Origin of the sequence: Salmonella sp. K21076 (assembly GCF_039650795.1) — a bacterium.
Classification (GTDB): Bacteria; Pseudomonadota; Gammaproteobacteria; order Enterobacterales; family Enterobacteriaceae; genus Salmonella; species Salmonella enterica.
In genome coordinates this window covers 1-19,015 of sequence record NZ_JBCLYA010000048.1, presented here as the reverse complement: position 1 = coordinate 19,015, position 19,015 = coordinate 1, and the positions used below count along the sequence as shown (strand labels likewise).

Genomic DNA, 19,015 nt, shown 5'->3' with positions numbered 1-19,015 from the left:
AGAGGTACACCATGTTTAAAGGCGATATGAATAAAAAACGCGCCAAAGCGTTACAGAAAGTGAAAGAAGCCATCACGCTTCACGGTGGGCAAACTATCCTCAGCACAGGAATAACTGGCGACGATGCGCGCCTGGCGAAAGCCGTGTGTGAGGCTGGCGTTAAGCTTCTGGAGCCGAACCACCCTGCGTTGGCGCTGGCGCGTGGACACAAAGGCGTGAGCAACATGCACGCGGCGGAGCAGATTCGTCACGAAATCACCAATAGCCAGATGGCTGAGGCCGTACACGGTGTTCGTAATGTGGTCCCGGACGATATTTTTATCACCGTTGGTATCGCCGGCGGTTTTACCGAAACCTTACCGGTGCCGCTCAGCGAAACGGAAATTCTGGAGATTGCCCGCGCTGGAGCCGACGGTTTACATACGCATAAATCCGACTGGGACGATCTGCAGGACATCGTTAATCTCGCCCATCAATATGGTCTGACCGTCGATGCCTACATTGGCCATCCTGACGATCTGCATACTTTCGGTATTCCTGCACGCACGCCGGAAGAGGTCGCCAGCGTGGCGAAGCGGATGCAGGATATCGGCGTGGATATGATTGGTCTGATGACAGGCATGAGCTATGAAGGCGTAGCGGCAGGCGATATCCCGCAGATGATTAAAGATCGCCTGCGGGCGTTGGTCGGCGCGGTGGATGTTCCGACGCTGGCGGAAGGCGGGATTAACCTCGCCAACGCGAAAGCGTTTAAAGATACCGGAGTCAATATTCTGGTGGTCGGTACGGCTATCGACAACATGGTGTGCAACGCCGCCAAAGAAGCCGTTACGCCGTTTATTGTTCATTGATATCAGGGAACGAGAGATGTTGTTAATCACCGATCTGGATGGAACATTACTCACCTCGCAGAAAACAATCAGCCCGCGCACGCGTCAGGCGCTGATTGCGTTCCGCCAGGACGGTAGTCTGCTGGCGGCATGTTCCGCCAGACCGGTCTCCTCAATGGTACGCCTGCTACACCAACAACAGGTTGATAGGTTGTTTAGCTGGTGCGCCGGTTTTAACTGCGGACATCTTCTGGAGATGGCGGGGCAGCGCATTATTCATGCTGCTCCGTTGTCCGCCACAGATCTGTGGAATATTGACCAGCATATTTCTCTTTCCCGCTATCACCACCATTTTTTTAGCGCCGAAGCAATTCACCATCGTGACGATAGACTGATTGCGCCCTGGACAACATATGAAGCCCGCTTATTTGGGTTGCCGCTTATAACTGAAACTACAGAAAATATCTTTAATCGTCGCGATATATATAAAATTACCCTTGTTGCCGTATCTTCGGAGATAGATACACTGTGTACAGAAGTGAATAATCACCTGCCTTATGGATATTATGCGGTCGTCACGGGAGAAAATTATATTGATATTCAAAGAACCGATGTAAATAAAGGGTGCATAATAGAACAATTAATTCATTATTTAAATATATCTTCTGACAAGGTGGTCGTGATTGGCGATCAGCAGAATGATGTCAGCATGTTTGCCGCCGCCGGAATCAGCATCGCAATGGGCAACGCGCCGGATGCAGTAAAGCGGCAGGCCGACTATGTGACTGCCACGAATGATGAGGAGGGTATCGTCCATGCGTTGGAGTGGTTGCGTTGCCTTACGCATCCAGTTACCATGCGCCAAAGGTTGACAGCGGCGAAAGATAATGAATCCAATTAAAAGACGAAAACATATTCTTGATGAATTAAACAAATTCGGTGAAGTCACCGTTATTAAATTATCGGAAATGCTCAACGTCACCTCGGAAACCATTCGTCGCGATCTCTCCTTACTGGAATCAGAAGGCAAAATCACTAAGATTCATGGGGGCGCGGTCAAAAAGCAAGTTGTCCAGGAAGATGCGTTTAGCGCAAGAATAGAGGCGCATCGCGAAGAGAAAATAGCGATTGGCAAACTTGCCGCCGAAATGATCAGTGAACGGGATACATTGTTTATTGATTCCTGTACAACTAACCTTATTCTGGCCGAGCAATTACCGCCTCTCGCTTTTTCCGTGATTACCAATTCAGCACTGATTGCCGATAAAATTAAAGAGCATAACCTGCAGGCCCGCGTGTATGTATTAGGCGGCGAATATGATTACCATTTTCGCGCTAATCTCGGCGTCTCGGTATGTCAGCAGATTAACGCGATTCACGCGGATATCTGTTTTATTGGCGCTGGCGGCATTTCTCCCCAGCATGGCGTGTTGGTGAAGAGCTTTGAAGAAGCCTACGTTGCCAAAGCCATGATTGCGATGAGCAAAAAATCAGTGATTCTCGCTGACCATACCAAATTTGGTCAGGACGGTGTGATGTGCATCGCAAGCGTAAAAGAAATCGATAACATCATCACGGATAAAGGATTTACGTCAACGGGTTATACGCCACAGGATTTCGCTGGAAAGCTGCGGATTGCTGACTGAGCGCTATCCGCCCGTTGCGTATTGCCGTAGACTAAATGCATCGGCTAACTGAGGGCACCCGTATGGCACTCCCCCGCATTACCCAAAAAGAGATGACCGAGCGCGAACAGCGCGAACTGAAAACGTTGCTGGACCGCGCCCGTATTGCGCACGGGCGTCCGCTGACCAATTCTGAGACCAACAGCGTAAAAAAGGAGTACATCGATAAGCTGATGGCGCTGCGTGAGGCTGAAGCGAAAAAAGCCCGCCAGTTGAAGAAAAAGCAGGCGTATAAACCCGATACGGAAGCGTCATTCTCCTGGTCGGCGAATACGCCGACGCGCGGCAGACGTTAACGTCCTTTCTTCTTTCGTCCCGGCGAGGTAAAGCGCTTACCGCTTGATGCCGGGCGCGCTTTCTCATTGCTTTTTTCGATCGCCACGACCGGTCGCTTAATACCCGCGGTCTTCGGCTTCGCTTTGGCCTTTGGTTTGGCTTCGGAAGAGGAACCCTCAATCAATTTAAACAGATCGATCAGCTCATCGTCCGTCAGATCGCGCCACTCGCCCAGCGGAATCCCGCTCAGGCTGACGTTCATAATGCGCGTACGCTCCAGTTTCGTCACTTCATAACCAAAGTATTCACACATACGACGGATCTGACGGTTTAATCCCTGCACCAGGGTAATGCGAAAGACAAACGGCGCCTCTTTTTTCACCTTACATTTTTTGGTGACGGTACCCAGAATCGGCACGCCAGCGCCCATACCGCGAATAAACTCGTCGGTAATCGGTTTATCCACCGTCACCAGATACTCTTTTTCGTGATCGTTACCGGCACGCAGAATCTTATTGACCAGATCGCCGTGGTTAGTCAGAAATATCAGCCCCTGCGAGTCTTTATCCAGACGACCAATCGGGAAGATACGTTTGCTGTGGTTCACAAAATCGACAATATTGTCGCGTTCGCCGTCTTCAGTGGTACTGACAATGCCAACCGGTTTATTCAGCGCAATCAGCACTAAATCATCCGCTTCTCGCGGCTCAATCAACCGACCATTTACTTTAACAACATCCCCGGCGACCACCTGATCGCCAATGGCGGCGCGTTTGCCGTTGATAAAGACATTGCCCTGTTCGATAAAACGGTCCGCCTCGCGACGCGAACAGATGCCGCTTTCACTGATATATTTATTAAGCCGGGTAGATGTGTCGGTCAGCATATTTACTCTCTGAGAAATTTTTCTACATAAACGTTGGGAATGTGACTTACCACATCAAATCGTCAGGAACTTTAAAATCGGCATACGGATCATCTTCGTCCTGCTCTTCCTGACTCAGCGCACTGTTTACGACAATACTGTCCGCATCTCGTTGTGCGATTTTATCGGCGACGCTCGCGGGAATAATCGCATATTCACATTCACCGCTGTTATTGATAACCAGACGCGCAATCGCGAGACGCCCATTAATCAGTTGTGTCTGGGTAAGCTTATCCACGTCTATTTTTTTGATGACGTTATTATCGGTGAAGTTAAAACCAATATCGCCTTTAGATACATTGATTCTATTCATTTCAATAAGTTGCTTAACCTGAGCTTTAAACTCTTTCGCTAAAACCGCTTGTTTTTGCTGTTCACTGAGTTGTTTATCACGCTCAAGTTGCGCCTTTTTATTTTCTTCCACCGCTTCTCTGGCCTCACGAGCCTGAACGCGTGATTTTTTAGCCGTGCGTTGGACTTTGGCCATTTTTTTGCTGGTCACTAATCCCGCTTGTAGCAGTTGCTCTTGTAAGGTCAGTTTTGCCATTTTCGTCTCTAAACGTGTTAAATAATTTTGCGGATTATACCTGTAATTTTTCAGGCGATACCAGATGGCAGATCTGGCCTGGCGTCACTTTTAGCGACCGCGCGTTGCCTGTAACACGCGCAACATCATGAGCCATATCAGTAAGACATTAAATGGATAATGGTAGCATTATTACGTTTTGACATTTCCTGATGAGGTGGAGAAATAATGGAACTGCTTTTATTAAGTAACTCGACGCTGCCGGGTAAAGCCTGGCTGGAACACGCTCTGCCGCTGATAGCGAATCAGTTGAACGGTCGACGCTCAGCCGTGTTTATTCCGTTTGCCGGCGTCACGCAAACATGGGACGAGTACACGGATAAAACCGCAGAGGTGCTTGCGCCATTAGGGATAAACGTCACAGGGATTCATCGTGTCGCCGATCCGCTTGCGGCGATTGAGAAAGCGGAAATCGTTATTGTCGGCGGCGGAAATACCTTCCAGCTACTGAAAGAATCGCGTGAACGCGGGCTGCTGGCGCCGGTGGCGGACAGGGTAAAACGCGGCGCGCTGTATATCGGCTGGAGCGCGGGCGCCAACCTTGCCTGCCCGACTATCCGCACGACCAACGATATGCCGATCGTCGATCCAAACGGTTTCGACGCGCTGGATCTGTTCCCGCTGCAAATTAATCCTCACTTCACTAACGCCTTGCCGGAGGGTCATAAGGGCGAGACCCGCGAGCAGCATATTCGCGAACTGCTGGTGGTCGCGCCGGAACTGACAGTGATTGGTTTGCCGGAAGGCAACTGGATTCAGGTGAGCAACGGCCAAGCGGTTCTCGGCGGCCCGAATACCACCTGGGTGTTTAAAGCGGGCGAAGAGGCCGTGGCGCTGGAAGCGGGTCATCGCTTTTAATCCCAGGCCACATTGAATGCCGAATGGCGGGCCTACGCGCATGTTTTCCGTAGGCCGGAAGACGTTTACACCGCCATCCGGCATTTCACTTAATACTCGCCCCGTTCCTCGTCCTGATCCGGCTGTTCCAGTACGCTATAGGCGACCGAACAGAACAGTGAGTTAAGACGCTTCATATCGCCCAGCAGCCCTAAATGGAGCGAGCTGGTTTCAATACTTTGCACGTTCTGCTGGTGCAGGCGGTCGACATGCGCATGTGAGCATCGGCGATTAAGTATACGGAAGCGATGTTTACTGCGGCGCAACCGACGGGCGCTGGTGACATCGCCGGAGAAAAAGACCGACATCGCCAGTTGCAGATTACTGAGCAGTTGATCGTAAAGCGCATCCAGCTCTTTCAATCCTTCTTCTGAAAATGCCCGACGCGCCGCCAGCGACTTGTCGGCAATCTCACTGCCCATTCGCTCGATAATATCCGACGCCTGTTCGAGGTTCAGGGCCATCTCAATAATCTCCGCCCACCGGCGGGACTCCTCCGCCGCCAGCTCGTCTTTCGGCATTCGCGCCAGATAAAGCTTAATCGCGGTGTAGAGCACGTTAACGTCATCCGCCAGCTTGCGCAGCGCTTTCTCTTCACGCGGTTCGCCGTGCATGACCTTTTTTAGCCCTTCCATCATCTGTTCCATCGCATCGCCAATGCGCAACACCTCACGGGCAGCATTAGCCAGCGCCAGCGTTGGCGTATCCAGCGCGCTGACATCCAGATGTTTCGGCTTCAGATGGGTATCCAGTTCAGGCTCATCACGAATAATTCGTTTACAAAAACGCGCCATCAGCTCGGCAAATGGCACCATCGCCAGGCAGCGCACCAGGTTATAGAAAACGTGGAAATAGATCACCAGCTCTGATTTCGGTAGCGGTAGCTCATCCATCAAATTCGCCAGCGGATGGACAAACGGCAGGATGACCAGGCTGCCGATCAATTTGAACAATAGGCTGCCGAGCGCTACGCGACGCGCGGCAGCATTGGCGGCGCTGTTGTTGAGCATCGCCAACAGGCCCGATCCCAGATTGGCGCCGATGACCAGGCACAACGCCACCGGGAACGATATAATCCCCGCCGCCGTCAGGGTCGCCGTCAGCAACACCGCCGCCAGGCTGGAATAACTGATAATAGCGAACATCGCGCCAATCAGCGCATCCAGCATAATGTCGCCCGTCAGCGACGCGAAAATGACCTGCACGCCATTAGCTTGAGTGATCGGCGTCACTGCCTGCACAATCAGCTCCAGCGCCAGTAGAATCAGGCCAAGCCCGATACCGACGCGACCCAGCTGCCCGGCGCGGGACTGCTTACGTCCCAAAAAGAAAATCACGCCAATAAAAATCAGCAGCGGCGATAGCCACGACAAATCAAAGGTGAGAATACGCGCCATTAGCGCAGTACCCACATCGGCGCCCAGCACAATCACCAGAGCTGGCGTCAGGGCGACAAGATCCTGGGCGACAAACGACGTTACCAATAAAGTGGTGGCGTTACTGCTTTGTACCAGCGCGGTAACACCGATACCCGCACAAAAGGCGAGCGGTTTCTTTTCCACGCTGCGGCTGAGGACAGTGCGTAGACGCGCGCCAAACACGCGCATTACGCCAGTACGAACGATATGTGTTCCCCATACCAACAGCGCAACGGCAGAAAGTAGATGGAGCAAAGTTAACACGGCGTCAGGTTCTCCTTATCGTTATACGTTTTCCTGAAGCTCACTTGCGATAAATTGCCTGATGGCGCACAGCGTTAAGGCCTGGTGGCGTTGCACGCCACCAGGCTTACCATACATGCTGGATAAGGCGTTTACGCCGCCATCCGGCAAATTCAGCGTAGAGCCTTCCTTCAGTATAAGGGTTTAATTGTAAGAAAGAGACAAGGCACCCAATGAGTGCCTTGTATGTTGTAAGGAAAAGTGACGATTTTATGAATCAGTCCGCATCGTAACCCAGGTTCGGCGCGAGCCACCGCTCAACGTCCTCAACGCTCATTCCTTTACGGAAAGCATAATCTGTCACCTGATCGCGTTGGATCTGCGCTACCGCGAAGTATTTGCTCTCAGGATGGCTGAAGTACCAGCCGGAGACCGACGCGCCAGGCCACATGGCGAAAGATTCGGTGAGCTTCATCCCGGTGTGTTTTTCGACATCCAGTAGCTGCCAGATAGTGCCTTTTTCGGTATGTTCCGGGCAGGCAGGATAACCCGGCGCCGGGCGAATCCCCTGGTAGTTTTCGCGGATTAATTCGTCGTTACTCAGGCTCTCGTTCGGCGCATATCCCCAGTAAACCTTACGTACACGCTCATGCAGATACTCGGCAAACGCTTCCGCCAGACGGTCGGCAATCGCTTTCACCATGATCTTGTTATAGTCGTCGTGTTGCGCTTCGAAGGCGTCCGCCAGCGCATCCTCCTTCAGACCGCCGGTCACCGCGAAAGCACCGATGTAGTCCGCTTTGCCGCTCAGTTTCGGCGCGACAAAATCCGCCAGACAGTAGTTAGCAAAACCAACTTTCTCGGTCTGCTGGCGCAGGTGGTGGCTGACCGTCAGAACATGAGTACTGGTTTCGTCGCGATAGATTTCGATGTCGTCACCCACACGGTTCGCCGGGAACAGGCCCACCACGCCACGCGGATTCAACAGTTTCTCGGCGCTCAGTTTATCCAGCATATCATTGGCGTCTTTAAACAGACGCTGCGCCTCAACGCCCACCACCTCATCTTCCAGAATGCGCGGGTATTTGCCGGCCAGCGACCAGGTCATAAAGAACGGCGTCCAGTCGATGTAGTTGCGCAGCGTTTCGATGCTGGCTTCCACCTCCTGCACGCCCAGACGGTGGGCTACCGGCGGGGTGTAGCGTTCCCAATCAAATGCCAGATCATTATCGCGCGCCGCTTCCAGCGTGACCGGCGGCGTGCGCGGTTTTTTGCGGGCGTGCTGAATACGCACGGTTTCGTACTCTTTGCGGGTACGGGCGACAAAGTCATCACGCTGGGTGTCGGAGAGTAGCGCCGCCACCACGCCCACGGTACGCGAAGCATTCTGCACGTAGACCGTCGGACCGCTGTAGTTCTGCTCGATTTTCACCGCCGTATGCGCTTTCGAAGTGGTTGCGCCGCCGATCAGTAGCGGGATAGTAAAGCCCTGACGCTCCATCTCTTTCGCCACGTTGACCATTTCGTCCAGCGACGGGGTGATAAGCCCGGAAAGACCAATCAGATCGGCATTCACTTCACGCGCCGTTCTGAGGATTTTCTCCGCTGGCACCATCACGCCAAGATCGACGATTTCGTAGTTGTTGCATTGCAGCACCACGCCGACAATGTTCTTGCCAATGTCGTGCACATCGCCCTTCACGGTGGCAATCACCATCTTGCCGTTGCTGGAGCCTTTTTCTTTGCTGGCTTCAATAAACGGCTCCAGGTAGGCCACCGCTTGTTTCATCACGCGAGCGGATTTCACCACCTGCGGCAGGAACATTTTCCCTTCGCCGAACAGGTCGCCGACCACGTTCATGCCGTCCATCAGCGGCCCTTCAATCACCTCAATCGGGCGGGCGGCCTGCTGACGGGCTTCTTCGGTATCCTGTTCGATAAACTCGGTAATGCCTTTCACCAGCGAGTATTCGAGACGCTTTTTCACGTCCCAGCTACGCCATTCCGCCTGCTGGGCACTGGCAGCCTCGTCGGTTTTGCTGCCGCGATATTTCTCCGCCAAATCCAGCAAACGCTCGGTGCCGTCATCGCGACGGTTAAGAATGACATCTTCAACTGCATCGCGCAGTTCGGCAGGCAGGTTGTCATAAATCGCCAGTTGCCCGGCGTTGACGATGCCCATGTCCATGCCGTTGCGGATGGCGTAGTAGAGGAATACCGCGTGGATAGCCTCACGTACCGGGTCGTTGCCGCGAAACGAGAAGGACACGTTAGACACGCCGCCGGAGATCAGCGCGTGCGGCAGCTCGCGTTTGATGTCTTCACAAGCGCCGATAAAGTCCTGCGCGTAGTTGTTGTGCTCTTCAATACCGGTGGCGACGGCGAAGATATTCGGGTCGAAGATGATGTCTTCCGGCGGAAAGCCTACCTCTTCGAGCAAAATTTTGTAAGCGCGGCGGCAAATCTCGATTTTACGTTCGCGGGTGTCGGCCTGCCCCTGCTCATCAAAAGCCATCACCACCACTGCGGCGCCGTAGCGACGTAGCAACTTCGCATGATGAATAAAGGCTTCCACGCCCTCTTTCATCGAAATAGAGTTGACGATGCCTTTACCCTGAATGCACTTCAGCCCTTTTTCGATAACCTCCCATTTGGAGGAGTCAATCATGATTGGTACACGGGCAATGTCCGGCTCACCGGCAATCAGGCTGAGGAAACGCACCATCGCCGCTTCGGCGTCGAGCATCCCCTCATCCATATTGATATCAATAATCTGCGCGCCGCTTTCGACCTGCTGACGGGCGACATCCAGCGCTTCGCTGTATTTCTCTTCTTTGATCAAGCGTTTAAATTTGGCCGAGCCGGTGACGTTAGTACGTTCGCCGACGTTGACAAACAGGCTATCGTCACCAATGTTCAGCGGCTCCAGGCCGGAAAGGCGGCAGGCCACCGGGATATCCGGCAGCTGGCGCGGCGACAAACCGGCAACGGCGCGGCTCATCGCCGCAATATGCTCCGGCGTGGTGCCGCAGCAGCCGCCAACGATATTCAGGAAGCCCGCTTCCGCCCATTCGCGAATCTGTTTCGCCATGGTGTCGGCGTCGAGGTCGTACTCGCCGAAAGCGTTCGGCAGGCCGGCGTTCGGGTGCGCGGTGACGTAGCATTCGGCAATCCGCGACAGTTCCTGGACGTACTGGCGCAGTTCATCTGGCCCCAGCGCGCAGTTAAGGCCAAAAGTGAGCGCCTCGGCGTGGCGCAGCGAGTTATAAAAGGCTTCGGTCGTCTGGCCGGAAAGCGTACGGCCAGAGGCGTCGGTGATGGTGCCGGAAATCATGATCGGCAGATCAACGCCCAGCGCTTCAAACTCTTCTTTCACCGCAAACACCGCCGCTTTGGCGTTGAGGGTGTCGAAGACAGTTTCAATCAGGATCAGGTCCGCCCCGCCTTCCACCAGCGCTTTGGTGGATTCACGGTAGGCCGCCACCAGCTGATCGAAGGTGATATTACGAAACGCCGGGTCGTTGACGTCCGGCGAAATGGAGGCCGTGCGGTTAGTTGGACCAAGCACGCCCGCAACAAAGCGTGGTTTTTCTGGTGTTCGCGCCGTCCATTCATCGGCGCAGGCGCGCGCCAGTTTGGCCGCCGCATAGTTAATTTCCGCCGACAGGGATTCCATCCGGTAATCCGCCATCGCAATGGTTGTCGAGTTAAAGGTGTTGGTTTCGATGATATCCGCGCCAGCCTCAAAGTAGGCGTTGTGGATAGCGGCGATCACCTCCGGCTTGCTGAGGACCAGCAGGTCATTGTTGCCTTTCAGGTCGCAGGGCCAGTCGGCAAAGCGCTCCCCGCGGAAATCTTCTTCATGTAGACGATAGCTCTGGATCATGGTGCCCATACCGCCGTCCAGCACCAGAATACGTTCATTTAACTGCGCACGCAGTTGTTCAACTTTGCTGCTCACACTCGCTCCCGACAACGCTCCACGTAACGAGCCATACTGGCACAAAGCGTGCTGGCGGAAAAGAGAACAACGGGCAACATGAGACATGTTCAGCTTGCCACCCACTTCTGTCGCTTTGCCGGATGGCGGCGCAAGCGCCTTATCAGTCTACAAATTACTTTGGCGGCTCCCAAAGCGTAGGCCTGATAAGCGCAGCGCCATCGGGCATCCTGTGATGTCACTCATCCGATCAGTTCAGGAACTCTTGCATTATAATTGAATAAAACGAAAATGATTTCCACGATACAGAAAAAGGAGTCTGCCATGGTTGCCCCTGTTCCCGCAAAACGCGGGAGAAAACCTGCCGCTACCACTGCACCCGTAACCGGGCAGGTTCAGTCTTTAACTCGCGGTCTGAAGCTGCTGGAGTGGATTGCCGAGTCCAACGGCAGCGTCGCGCTGACCGAACTGGCGCAACAGGCGGGTTTGCCTAATTCCACGACTCACCGTCTACTCACCACCATGCAGCAACAGGGTTTTGTCCGCCAGGTTGGTGAGCTGGGCCACTGGGCCGTAGGCGCACACGCGTTTATCGTCGGTAGCAGCTTCTTACAGAGCCGTAATCTGCTGGCGATTGTCCATCCGATTTTGCGCAAGCTGATGGAGGACTCCGGCGAAACGGTAAACCTTGCCGTACTCGACCAGAGCGACCATCAGGCTATTATTATCGACCAGGTGCAGTGCACACAATTGATGCGCATGTCCGCCCCTATTGGCGGCAAGCTGCCCATGCACGCCTCTGGCGCGGGCAAGGCGTTTTTATCACAGCTCAGTGAGGAACAGGTTACCAGTCTGCTGCACCGCAAGGGGTTGCACGCTTATACCCATGCGACGCTGGTGTCGCCGCTGCATCTGAAAGATGACCTCGCCCAAACACGCAAGCGCGGCTATTCCTTTGACGACGAAGAACATGCGCTCGGTCTGCGCTGCGTGGCCTCGTGTATTTATGACGAACACCGCGAACCGTTTGCGGCCCTCTCTATTTCCGGCCCCTGCTCACGCATTACCGACGATCGCGTCACCGAACTTGGCGCCATGGTGATTAAAGCGGCGAAAGAGGTGACGCTGGCCTATGGTGGGTTTAGATAAGCAAGGGTTGGAACTGATTTGTAGGCCTGATAAGCGCAGCGCCATCAGGCACGGCGTACATTGCCGGATGGCGGCGCAAAGGCCTTATCCGGCCTACGGTCGGTTTCATAACGCACGCTAAAGCGCTGGCGGCGACGATAGGCATACACATCTTCTACATGCCCTTCTTTAATACGCGTCTGTAGCGCGCGCCAGTAATCGGCGCGAAACAGGTCGGCATGCATCTCTTCAAACAATGGCCCGATACGCGGATCGGCACACAGCCAGTGGCGAAACTCCTCCGGGAAAACATCACCCGGCGAGACGCTATACCAGGGTTCGCTGGCCAGTTCGTCTTCCGGATAACGCGCTGGCGGAATATCGCGGAAATTCACTTCCGTCATGTAGCAAATTTCATCGTAGTCGTAGAACACCACGCGACCATGACGGGTAACGCCAAAGTTTTTAAACAACATATCGCCGGGGAAAATATTAGCGGCGGCAAGCTGGCGAATCGCATTACCATATTCTTCTATCGCATCGCGCAACTGCTGGCCTTCTACCTGTTCCAGCCAGATATTGAGCGGCACCATGCGACGTTCAATATAGAGATGGCGAATGACGATATGTTCCCCAAGATCGGTAATCTTCTCTGGCGCTTCTTGTCGTAACAGCGCCATCAGCGCCGGATCGATTTGCCGTTTATCCAGTACGAAATTCTCAAACTCCTGGGTATCCGCCATACGACCGACGCGATCATGCTCTTTTACCAGTTGATAACAGGCACGCACATGGGCGGCAGACATCTCTTTCTGCGGGGCGAATTTGTCTTTAATGATTTTAAATACCCGGTCGAAGCCTGGCAGGGTAAATACCAGCATCACCATGCCGCGGATTCCAGGCGCCTCAATGAATTTCTCATCGCTTTCAGCCAGATAACATAAATATTCGCGGTAGCTTTCGGTTTTCGCATGTTTCTGGCAGCCAATCGCCATATACAGTTCGGCAGTGGTTTTACCCGGCAGGATTTCACGCAACCACTCAACCAGCGCGGCAGGCAGCGGCGCATACACCATAAAATAAGAGCGGGCAAAACCAAACACAATGCTCGCTTCTGCCGTGGTGGTCAGGCAGGTATCGACAAACAGTTCCCCCTCATCAGTGCGATGAATCGGCAATAAAAACGGCAGCGTACCGTCAGGTGTGGTTAATTTACCTACCAGCCAGGCCGCTTTATTACGGTAAAACAACTCGTTCGCCACCTGGACATGGCAGCGAGGTAGCGCGTCCTCGCCCAGTGTTTCAGTCAGGTGCGCGATAATATAGCGGATATCCCGGCTTTTATTCTGCCAGGGTAGACACAGCGGTAAGTCACTGAGTATGCGCATCAACAGCGGCTCCCAACCGTGATCGGGAAAGAAGTCTTTGGCCAGCGGGCGCGGGATAGTACGGAAGCGACGCTCCGGTTGCGAACTGAAAATAAACAACCGCTCGGGTGTTAACGAGCGGTGGTCAAATAACCGGCAATAAACGGAGTTGAAAAAGCTCTCCGCAATCTCGAAGCGCGGGTAATCCGGCAACAGCCGGGTGTAATGCTCTTTAACGCGTAAAAGGAAATCCGCGTCGGTACTTTTGCCATCGGTAATACAGCGCAGTTGCTCCACCACCAGACCCACATGATGATCATAGAGGTGGATACGGCTTTTCATCGCCTGCTGGACGGCGTGCCAGTCGGCCTGTTCAAAACGCTGCTGCGCGCCGGAAGTCACTTCCAGAAATCGACCATACTGCGCGTCAAAGCCTTGCAGGATGGTTTGAGCAATCAGTAATTCCAGGCCACGCGGCATTTTTTCCCTCATCCGGCACCACATCATGCCGGATGGCGCGTTCGCTTATCCGGCCTACGCTATCTGTAGGCCCGGTAAGCGCAGCGCCACCGGGCATCAATCAAAACTGCGATTCTTCGGTGGAACCCGTTAACGCGGTAACGGATGACGCGCCGCCCTGAATAATGGTGGTGACTTTGTCGAAGTAACCAGTACCCACTTCCTGCTGGTGGGAAACAAAGGTGTAACCGTCTTTCGCTGCGGCGAACTCGGGTTGTTGAACCTTCTCAACATAGTGTTTCATGCCCTCACCCTGAGCGTATGCATGCGCCAGGTCGAACATGTTGAACCACATGCTGTGGATGCCCGCCAGGGTAATAAACTGGTATTTGTAACCCATGTCCGACAACTGCTGCTGGAAGCTGGCAATGGTCTTGTCGTCCAGATTCTTCTGCCAGTTGAAGGATGGCGAACAGTTATAGGCCAGCAGTTTGCCCGGATACTTCGCGTGGATAGCATCGGCAAAACGACGCGCCAGTTCGAGATCCGGCGTAGAAGTTTCGCACCATACCAGATCGGCATACGGGGCATACGCCAGACCGCGGCTGATCGCCTGCTCAATGCCCGCATGGGTGCGGTAAAAACCTTCGCTGGTGCGTTCGCCGGTAATAAAACCGCTGTCATAGGGATCGCAGTCGGAGGTGATCAGATCTGCCGCATCCGCATCGGTACGCGCAATCACCAGCGTCGGGACGCCCATCACATCAGCGGCCAGACGCGCAGCAACCAGTTTCTGAATCGCCTCCTGCGTGGGGACCAGCACCTTGCCGCCCATATGGCCGCATTTCTTCACCGACGCCAGCTGATCTTCGAAGTGAACGGCCGCTGCACCGGCTTCAATCATCGATTTCATCAGTTCGAAGGCATTCAGAACGCCGCCAAAACCGGCTTCCGCATCAGCAACGATCGGCAGGAAGTAATCCACATAGCGCGGATCGTTGGGTTCAATACCGGATGCCCACTGGATCTGATCTGCACGACGGAAAGTGTTGTTGATCCGATCCACTACCGCCGGAACAGAGTTTGCCGGGTACAACGATTGATCCGGATACATGCTGGATGCCAGGTTGGCATCTGCCACCACCTGCCAGCCTGAAAGATAAATCGCCTCAATACCGGCTTTCGCCTGCTGCAGCGCCTGACCGCCAGTCAGCGCGCCCAGGCTGTTGATATAGCCTTTTTTCGCTTCACCGTGCAACAGCCGCCACATTTTCGCGGCGCCGAGCTGCGCCAGCGTGCATTCCGGGTTAACCGAGCCGCGTAATTTCACCACCTCCTCCGCGCTGTACGGGCGGGTGATGCCTTCCCAGCGCGGTTGTGTCCACTCTTTCTGTAATTCTTCGATTTGTTGAGTACGGGTTTTCATGTGCAGATGCTCCATATTGTTATGTGGTGAATTAAGCCAGTAAGCGATAGCCCGGCAGGGTGAGGAAGTCGATTAAGTCATCTGATGTGGTGATTTGCTCCATCAGACGTGCGGCATCGTCGAAGCGCCCGCTGCTGTAGCGGTGCTCGCCCAGTTCGTCCTGGATTACCCGCATCTCTTCCGCCAACATTTCGCGGAAAAGCGCTTTCGTTACGGGTTTTCCATTGCTCAGTGTTTTCTCATGGTGAATCCACTGCCAGATAGAGGTTCGTGAGATTTCCGCCGTCGCGGCATCCTCCATCAGACCGTAAATCGGTACACAGCCATTGCCGGGGATCCACGCTTCAATGTACTGCACTGCCACGCGAATATTGGCGCGCATTCCCGCTTCTGTGCGTTCGCCTTCACATGGCTCCAGTAACTGCTCAGCGGTAATCGGCGCATCTTCATCACGGGTAATGAACAGCTGATTTTTGTACTCGCCCAGTACCTCGTTAAAGACGGCCATTGCCGTATCCGCCAACCCGGGATGCGCAATCCACGTGCCGTCGTGGCCGTTGTTCGCTTCCAGCGCTTTATCCGCTTTCACTTTGGCAAGGACCTGATTATTGCGTTCAACGTCTTTGCTCGGGATAAACGCCGCCATACCGCCCATCGCGAACGCGCCGCGCTTGTGACAGGTTTTGATCAGCAGGCGCGAGTAGGCACTCAGAAACGGTTTGTCCATCGTTACCACCTGCCTGTCCGGCAGGACGCGATCCGGGTGATTTTTCAACGTTTTGATATAGCTGAAAATATAATCCCAGCGACCACAGTTGAGACCGACGATATGATCACGCAACGCATGAAGAATCTCATCCATCTGGAAAACAGCAGGCAGCGTTTCAATCAACAGGGTCGCTTTGATCGTACCGCGCGGTAGATTGAAGCGGTCTTCGGCGTAGCTGAAAACTTCACTCCACCAGGCTGCCTCCTGCCAGGCTTGCGTTTTCGGCAGGTAAAAATACGGGCCGCTACCTTTAGCGAGCAGCGCTTTGTAGTTGTGGAAAAAGTACAGAGCAAAATCAAACAGGCTGCCGGGAATGGCTTCCCCCCGCCAGGTAACATGTTTTTCTGGCAGATGTAGACCGCGTACACGACAAATCAATACGGCCGGATCGGGCTTGAGCTGATAGATTTTTCCGGCTTCGTTGGTATAGCTAATGGTGCCGTTCACCGCATCACGCAGGTTGATTTGACCATCAATAACTTTATTCCAGTCCGGCGCCAGCGAGTCTTCAAAATCCGCCATAAACACTTTCACATTTGCGTTCAGGGCATTAATCACCATTTTACGTTCAACCGGCCCGGTAATTTCTACTCGGCGATCCTGTAAATCCGCCGGAATACCACGAATCTGCCAATTACTTTCTCTAATGGAAGTGGTTTCCGAAATAAAATCAGGCAACTTACCGTTATCAATATCCTGCTGTTGCTGGATACGTGCAGCCAGGAGTTTATTGCGTTTTGGCGTAAAACGGGTGACTAACTCCGTCAAAAACTCGACTGCCTCAGCGGTCAGGACTTGCTTTTCCAGCTCGCCTTGCGGCCTGGTAAAGGTTAATTCATCAGTTGTGGTTGCCTGTGGATTCATCATGCAGCTCCTCGTTGTTGATCCAGATACATCCCCAATGCGAACGAAGGATCACTGTGCGCTTTTCGTTCAACACAACTAAGACTACTCAATTAAATTTCAAAATCAAAAACAATTTCCATTTTTAATTTAATTACACATTAACCTATTGATAACAATATAAATTAAATTTAATTACATGATGAGGTGCGTTTCGGAAATAAAAAAGGCACCCGAAGGTGCCTGATTCAACATGCTGAAACGCTTTAGGATTGTCAGAAGCAGAAGATTAATCCAGGGTTGGATTCATGTGACGCAGATCATATGGCGTAATCTGGTAGACATAATAGTTGAGCCAGTTAGTAAACAGTAAATTGCCGTGGCTGCGCCAGGTTGTGCGCGGTATGCTTTGCGGATCGTTTTTCGGGAAATAGTTGTACGGAATCTCCGGATTTAACCCGGCCTCAACGTCACGAAAATATTCCCCCGCTAACGTATGAGCGTCATATTCAGGATGACCGGTGACAAACGCAATACGTTTATCTTTGCTGGCAAACAGGTACGCATCCCCTTCTTCTGTTTCGGCCAGAATTTCAAGATCCGTATAATCCCGTATTAGCGCCGCCGGGAAATCGGCATAGCGTGAGTGTGGCGCAAGAAACGAATCATCAAAACCACGCGTTAACAGAGCATGTGGATGAAGAATGTGATGTTCATAGACGCCGGAAAGTTTATCTGTACGGGTCTGCTTAGGGATACCATAAAGAATATTGAGTGCGGCCTGAACGGCCCAACAGACAAATAGCGTCGAAGTAACGTGATCTTTCGCCCATTCCAGCACCTGCCTAATCTGCGGCCAGTAAGCCACGTCATTAAACTCCACCAGACCCAGCGGCGCTCCGGTCACGATAAGCCCATCAAAGTTCTGATCGCAGATATCGTCGAAGTTACAGTAAAAGTTGTTCAGATGCTCGGCTGGCGTGTTCCTCGACTCGCGGGCATCTATCCGCAGTAGTTGAATATCGACCTGCAATGGCGAGTTCGATAGCAAACGCAGAAACTGATTTTCCGTTTCAATCTTCTTCGGCATCAGGTTAAGGATAAGTACCTTTAGCGGGCGAATTTCCTGACCTGATGCGCGAGAAGTCGTCATGACGAAGACATTCTCCTCACGTAAAAAATTGACGGCGGGTAGCTCGTCCAGCACGCGAATCGGCATAACCTGATAACCTCACGATATACGTTTAAACGTTTAGACATCCAGATAGCTGAAGATACTCAGAAATCAGGCGAATGTCGAGTCTGCAAGTTCAAGGTGAGAAAGTTTCACGACAGCATTTGCATTAGAATAGAAGTAAGCAAAAAAGGAGTGAAGATGATGATTAACATTCGTCGTTCAAGGCGTGAGGAAGGGGAAAAACTGATTGCGATCTGGCGTCGCTCAGTCGATGCCACGCACGATTTTCTGTCAAACGCTTATCGGGCCGAACTGGAAGAACTGGTGAGCGATTTTCTGCCAGAAGCGCCACTATGGGTTGCCGTGACCGATCAGGATGAGCCGGTAGGGTTTATGCTGCTTACCGGTGAGCATATGGATGCTCTGTTTATCGATCCGGACGTGCGTGGTCAGGGTATCGGTAAGATGCTGGTTGAACATGCGTTAACACTGGCGCCGGGATTGACAACCAATGTTAACGAGCAAAATACACAAGCTGTTGGATTTTATAAGAAAATGGGATTCAAGGTGACGGGACGTTCGGAGGTCGACGATCTTGGGAAACCGTATCCATTGTTGAATTTAATTTATCCGTGAGTAGTGGCGCTGCCTGATAAGTGCATGCAGGCCGGATAAGGCGAAGCCGCCATCCGGCGGTGCAGGTTGCCTGATGGCGCTGCGCTTATCAGGCCTACATTTTTATCAGTTACCACACACGCAAAAAAGCCCGTCCGTCAGGATGGGCTTCTTCACTTGTCTGATGCCTGGCAGTTTATGGCGGGCGTGCTGCCCGCCACCCTACGGGCCGTTACTGCGCAACGTTCAAATCCGCTCCCGGCGGATTTGTCCTCCTCAGGAGAGTGCTCACCGGCAGACCACAGATAAAACAAAAGGCCCAGTCTTTCGACTGAGCCTTTTGCTTAATTTGATGCCTGGCAGTTCCCTACTCTCGCATGGGGAGACCCCACACTACCATCGGCGCTACGGCGTTTCACTTCTGAGTTCGG

Annotated in this window: 16 protein-coding genes; 7 read left to right on the top strand and 9 right to left on the bottom strand. The window is 53.1% G+C overall.

Annotated elements, in window-relative coordinates; all coding sequences use genetic code 11:
• Nucleotides 1–11: 11 nt before the first annotated feature.
• The 4 genes from AAYN39_RS16825 to AAYN39_RS16810 all read left to right on the top strand — a co-directional run bounded on the left by AAYN39_RS16825 (nucleotide 12) and on the right by AAYN39_RS16810 (nucleotide 2,811).
• On the top strand, nucleotides 12–851 hold the full coding sequence (locus AAYN39_RS16825) for a hypothetical protein (protein WP_000472332.1): 840 nt from the start codon (nucleotides 12–14) through the stop codon (nucleotides 849–851).
• A 16-nt stretch (nucleotides 852–867) separates the two neighbouring features.
• A complete protein-coding gene (locus tag AAYN39_RS16820; RefSeq protein WP_000924650.1) occupies nucleotides 868–1,731 on the top strand; it encodes a Cof-type HAD-IIB family hydrolase in 864 nt (287 codons plus the stop codon).
• A complete protein-coding gene (locus AAYN39_RS16815) occupies nucleotides 1,718–2,476 on the top strand; it encodes a DeoR/GlpR family DNA-binding transcription regulator (RefSeq protein ID WP_001068169.1) in 759 nt (252 codons plus the stop codon). Before AAYN39_RS16820 ends, AAYN39_RS16815 begins: the two co-directional genes overlap by 14 nt.
• A 62-nt stretch (nucleotides 2,477–2,538) precedes the next feature.
• Entirely contained in the window at nucleotides 2,539–2,811 is a 273-nt protein-coding gene (locus tag AAYN39_RS16810; RefSeq protein ID WP_001207628.1) for a DUF3811 domain-containing protein, read from the top strand.
• Here the strand turns inward: AAYN39_RS16810 and rluF are convergent.
• From rluF to AAYN39_RS16795, 3 genes are read right to left on the bottom strand one after another with little or no spacing between them, the layout of a single operon-like run.
• Nucleotides 2,808–3,677: a 23S rRNA pseudouridine(2604) synthase RluF gene (gene rluF, locus AAYN39_RS16805; RefSeq protein WP_000954615.1), complete on the bottom strand. Its 870-nt coding sequence runs from the start codon at nucleotides 3,675–3,677 to the stop codon at nucleotides 2,808–2,810. The genes AAYN39_RS16810 and rluF overlap by 4 nt on opposite strands.
• Before the next feature lie 46 nt (nucleotides 3,678–3,723).
• Nucleotides 3,724–4,263 (bottom strand): DUF2058 domain-containing protein, encoded by a 540-nt coding sequence (locus AAYN39_RS16800; protein ID WP_001096724.1) that lies wholly within the window; start codon nucleotides 4,261–4,263, stop codon nucleotides 3,724–3,726.
• Nucleotides 4,264–4,297: 34 nt separating this feature from the next.
• Nucleotides 4,298–4,399 carry a hypothetical protein gene (locus AAYN39_RS16795; protein WP_010989276.1) on the bottom strand — a complete coding sequence of 34 codons (102 nt, stop codon included), beginning with the start codon at nucleotides 4,397–4,399 and terminating at the stop codon, nucleotides 4,298–4,300.
• Nucleotides 4,400–4,470: 71 nt separating this feature from the next.
• Here AAYN39_RS16795 and pepE point away from each other — a divergent pair, with 71 nt between their 5' ends.
• On the top strand, nucleotides 4,471–5,160 hold the full coding sequence (gene pepE, locus AAYN39_RS16790) for a dipeptidase PepE (protein WP_000421788.1): 690 nt from the start codon (nucleotides 4,471–4,473) through the stop codon (nucleotides 5,158–5,160).
• Nucleotides 5,161–5,249: 89 nt separating this feature from the next.
• On the opposite strand, the gene AAYN39_RS16785 is transcribed toward pepE, so the two are convergent.
• Together AAYN39_RS16785 and metH are read right to left on the bottom strand one after the other, a co-directional pair.
• Nucleotides 5,250–6,881, bottom strand: a complete 1,632-nt coding sequence (locus AAYN39_RS16785; RefSeq protein ID WP_000956807.1) for a Na/Pi cotransporter family protein — start codon at nucleotides 6,879–6,881, stop codon at nucleotides 5,250–5,252.
• 256 nt (nucleotides 6,882–7,137) lie between these two features.
• Complete coding sequence (metH, locus tag AAYN39_RS16780; RefSeq protein WP_000095967.1) at nucleotides 7,138–10,821, bottom strand: methionine synthase; 3,684 nt, start codon at nucleotides 10,819–10,821, stop codon at nucleotides 7,138–7,140.
• Nucleotides 10,822–11,124: 303 nt separating this feature from the next.
• Between metH and iclR the strand changes: the two genes are divergently transcribed.
• The gene (iclR, locus tag AAYN39_RS16775; RefSeq protein ID WP_000226433.1) at nucleotides 11,125–11,949 is read left to right on the top strand and encodes a glyoxylate bypass operon transcriptional repressor IclR; all 825 of its coding nucleotides are present in this window, start codon (nucleotides 11,125–11,127) and stop codon (nucleotides 11,947–11,949) included.
• Nucleotides 11,950–11,993: 44 nt separating this feature from the next.
• On the opposite strand, the gene aceK is transcribed toward iclR, so the two are convergent.
• The 4 genes from aceK to metA form a co-directional block, all read right to left on the bottom strand.
• Nucleotides 11,994–13,775 carry a bifunctional isocitrate dehydrogenase kinase/phosphatase gene (gene aceK, locus AAYN39_RS16770; RefSeq protein ID WP_001137261.1) on the bottom strand — a complete coding sequence of 594 codons (1,782 nt, stop codon included), beginning with the start codon at nucleotides 13,773–13,775 and terminating at the stop codon, nucleotides 11,994–11,996.
• A 100-nt stretch (nucleotides 13,776–13,875) separates the two neighbouring features.
• The gene (aceA, locus tag AAYN39_RS16765) at nucleotides 13,876–15,180 is read right to left on the bottom strand and encodes an isocitrate lyase (RefSeq protein WP_000857886.1); all 1,305 of its coding nucleotides are present in this window, start codon (nucleotides 15,178–15,180) and stop codon (nucleotides 13,876–13,878) included.
• A 31-nt stretch (nucleotides 15,181–15,211) separates the two neighbouring features.
• Nucleotides 15,212–16,813 carry a malate synthase A gene (gene aceB, locus AAYN39_RS16760; RefSeq protein WP_001069374.1) on the bottom strand — a complete coding sequence of 534 codons (1,602 nt, stop codon included), beginning with the start codon at nucleotides 16,811–16,813 and terminating at the stop codon, nucleotides 15,212–15,214.
• A gap of 268 nt (nucleotides 16,814–17,081) precedes the next feature.
• Entirely contained in the window at nucleotides 17,082–18,011 is a 930-nt protein-coding gene (metA, locus tag AAYN39_RS16755; RefSeq protein ID WP_001122765.1) for a homoserine O-succinyltransferase, read from the bottom strand.
• 156 nt (nucleotides 18,012–18,167) lie between these two features.
• On the opposite strand from metA, the gene AAYN39_RS16750 reads away from it, so the two are divergent.
• Nucleotides 18,168–18,605, top strand: a complete 438-nt coding sequence (locus AAYN39_RS16750; RefSeq protein WP_000973251.1) for an acetyltransferase — start codon at nucleotides 18,168–18,170, stop codon at nucleotides 18,603–18,605.
• Nucleotides 18,606–19,015 lie beyond the last annotated feature (410 nt).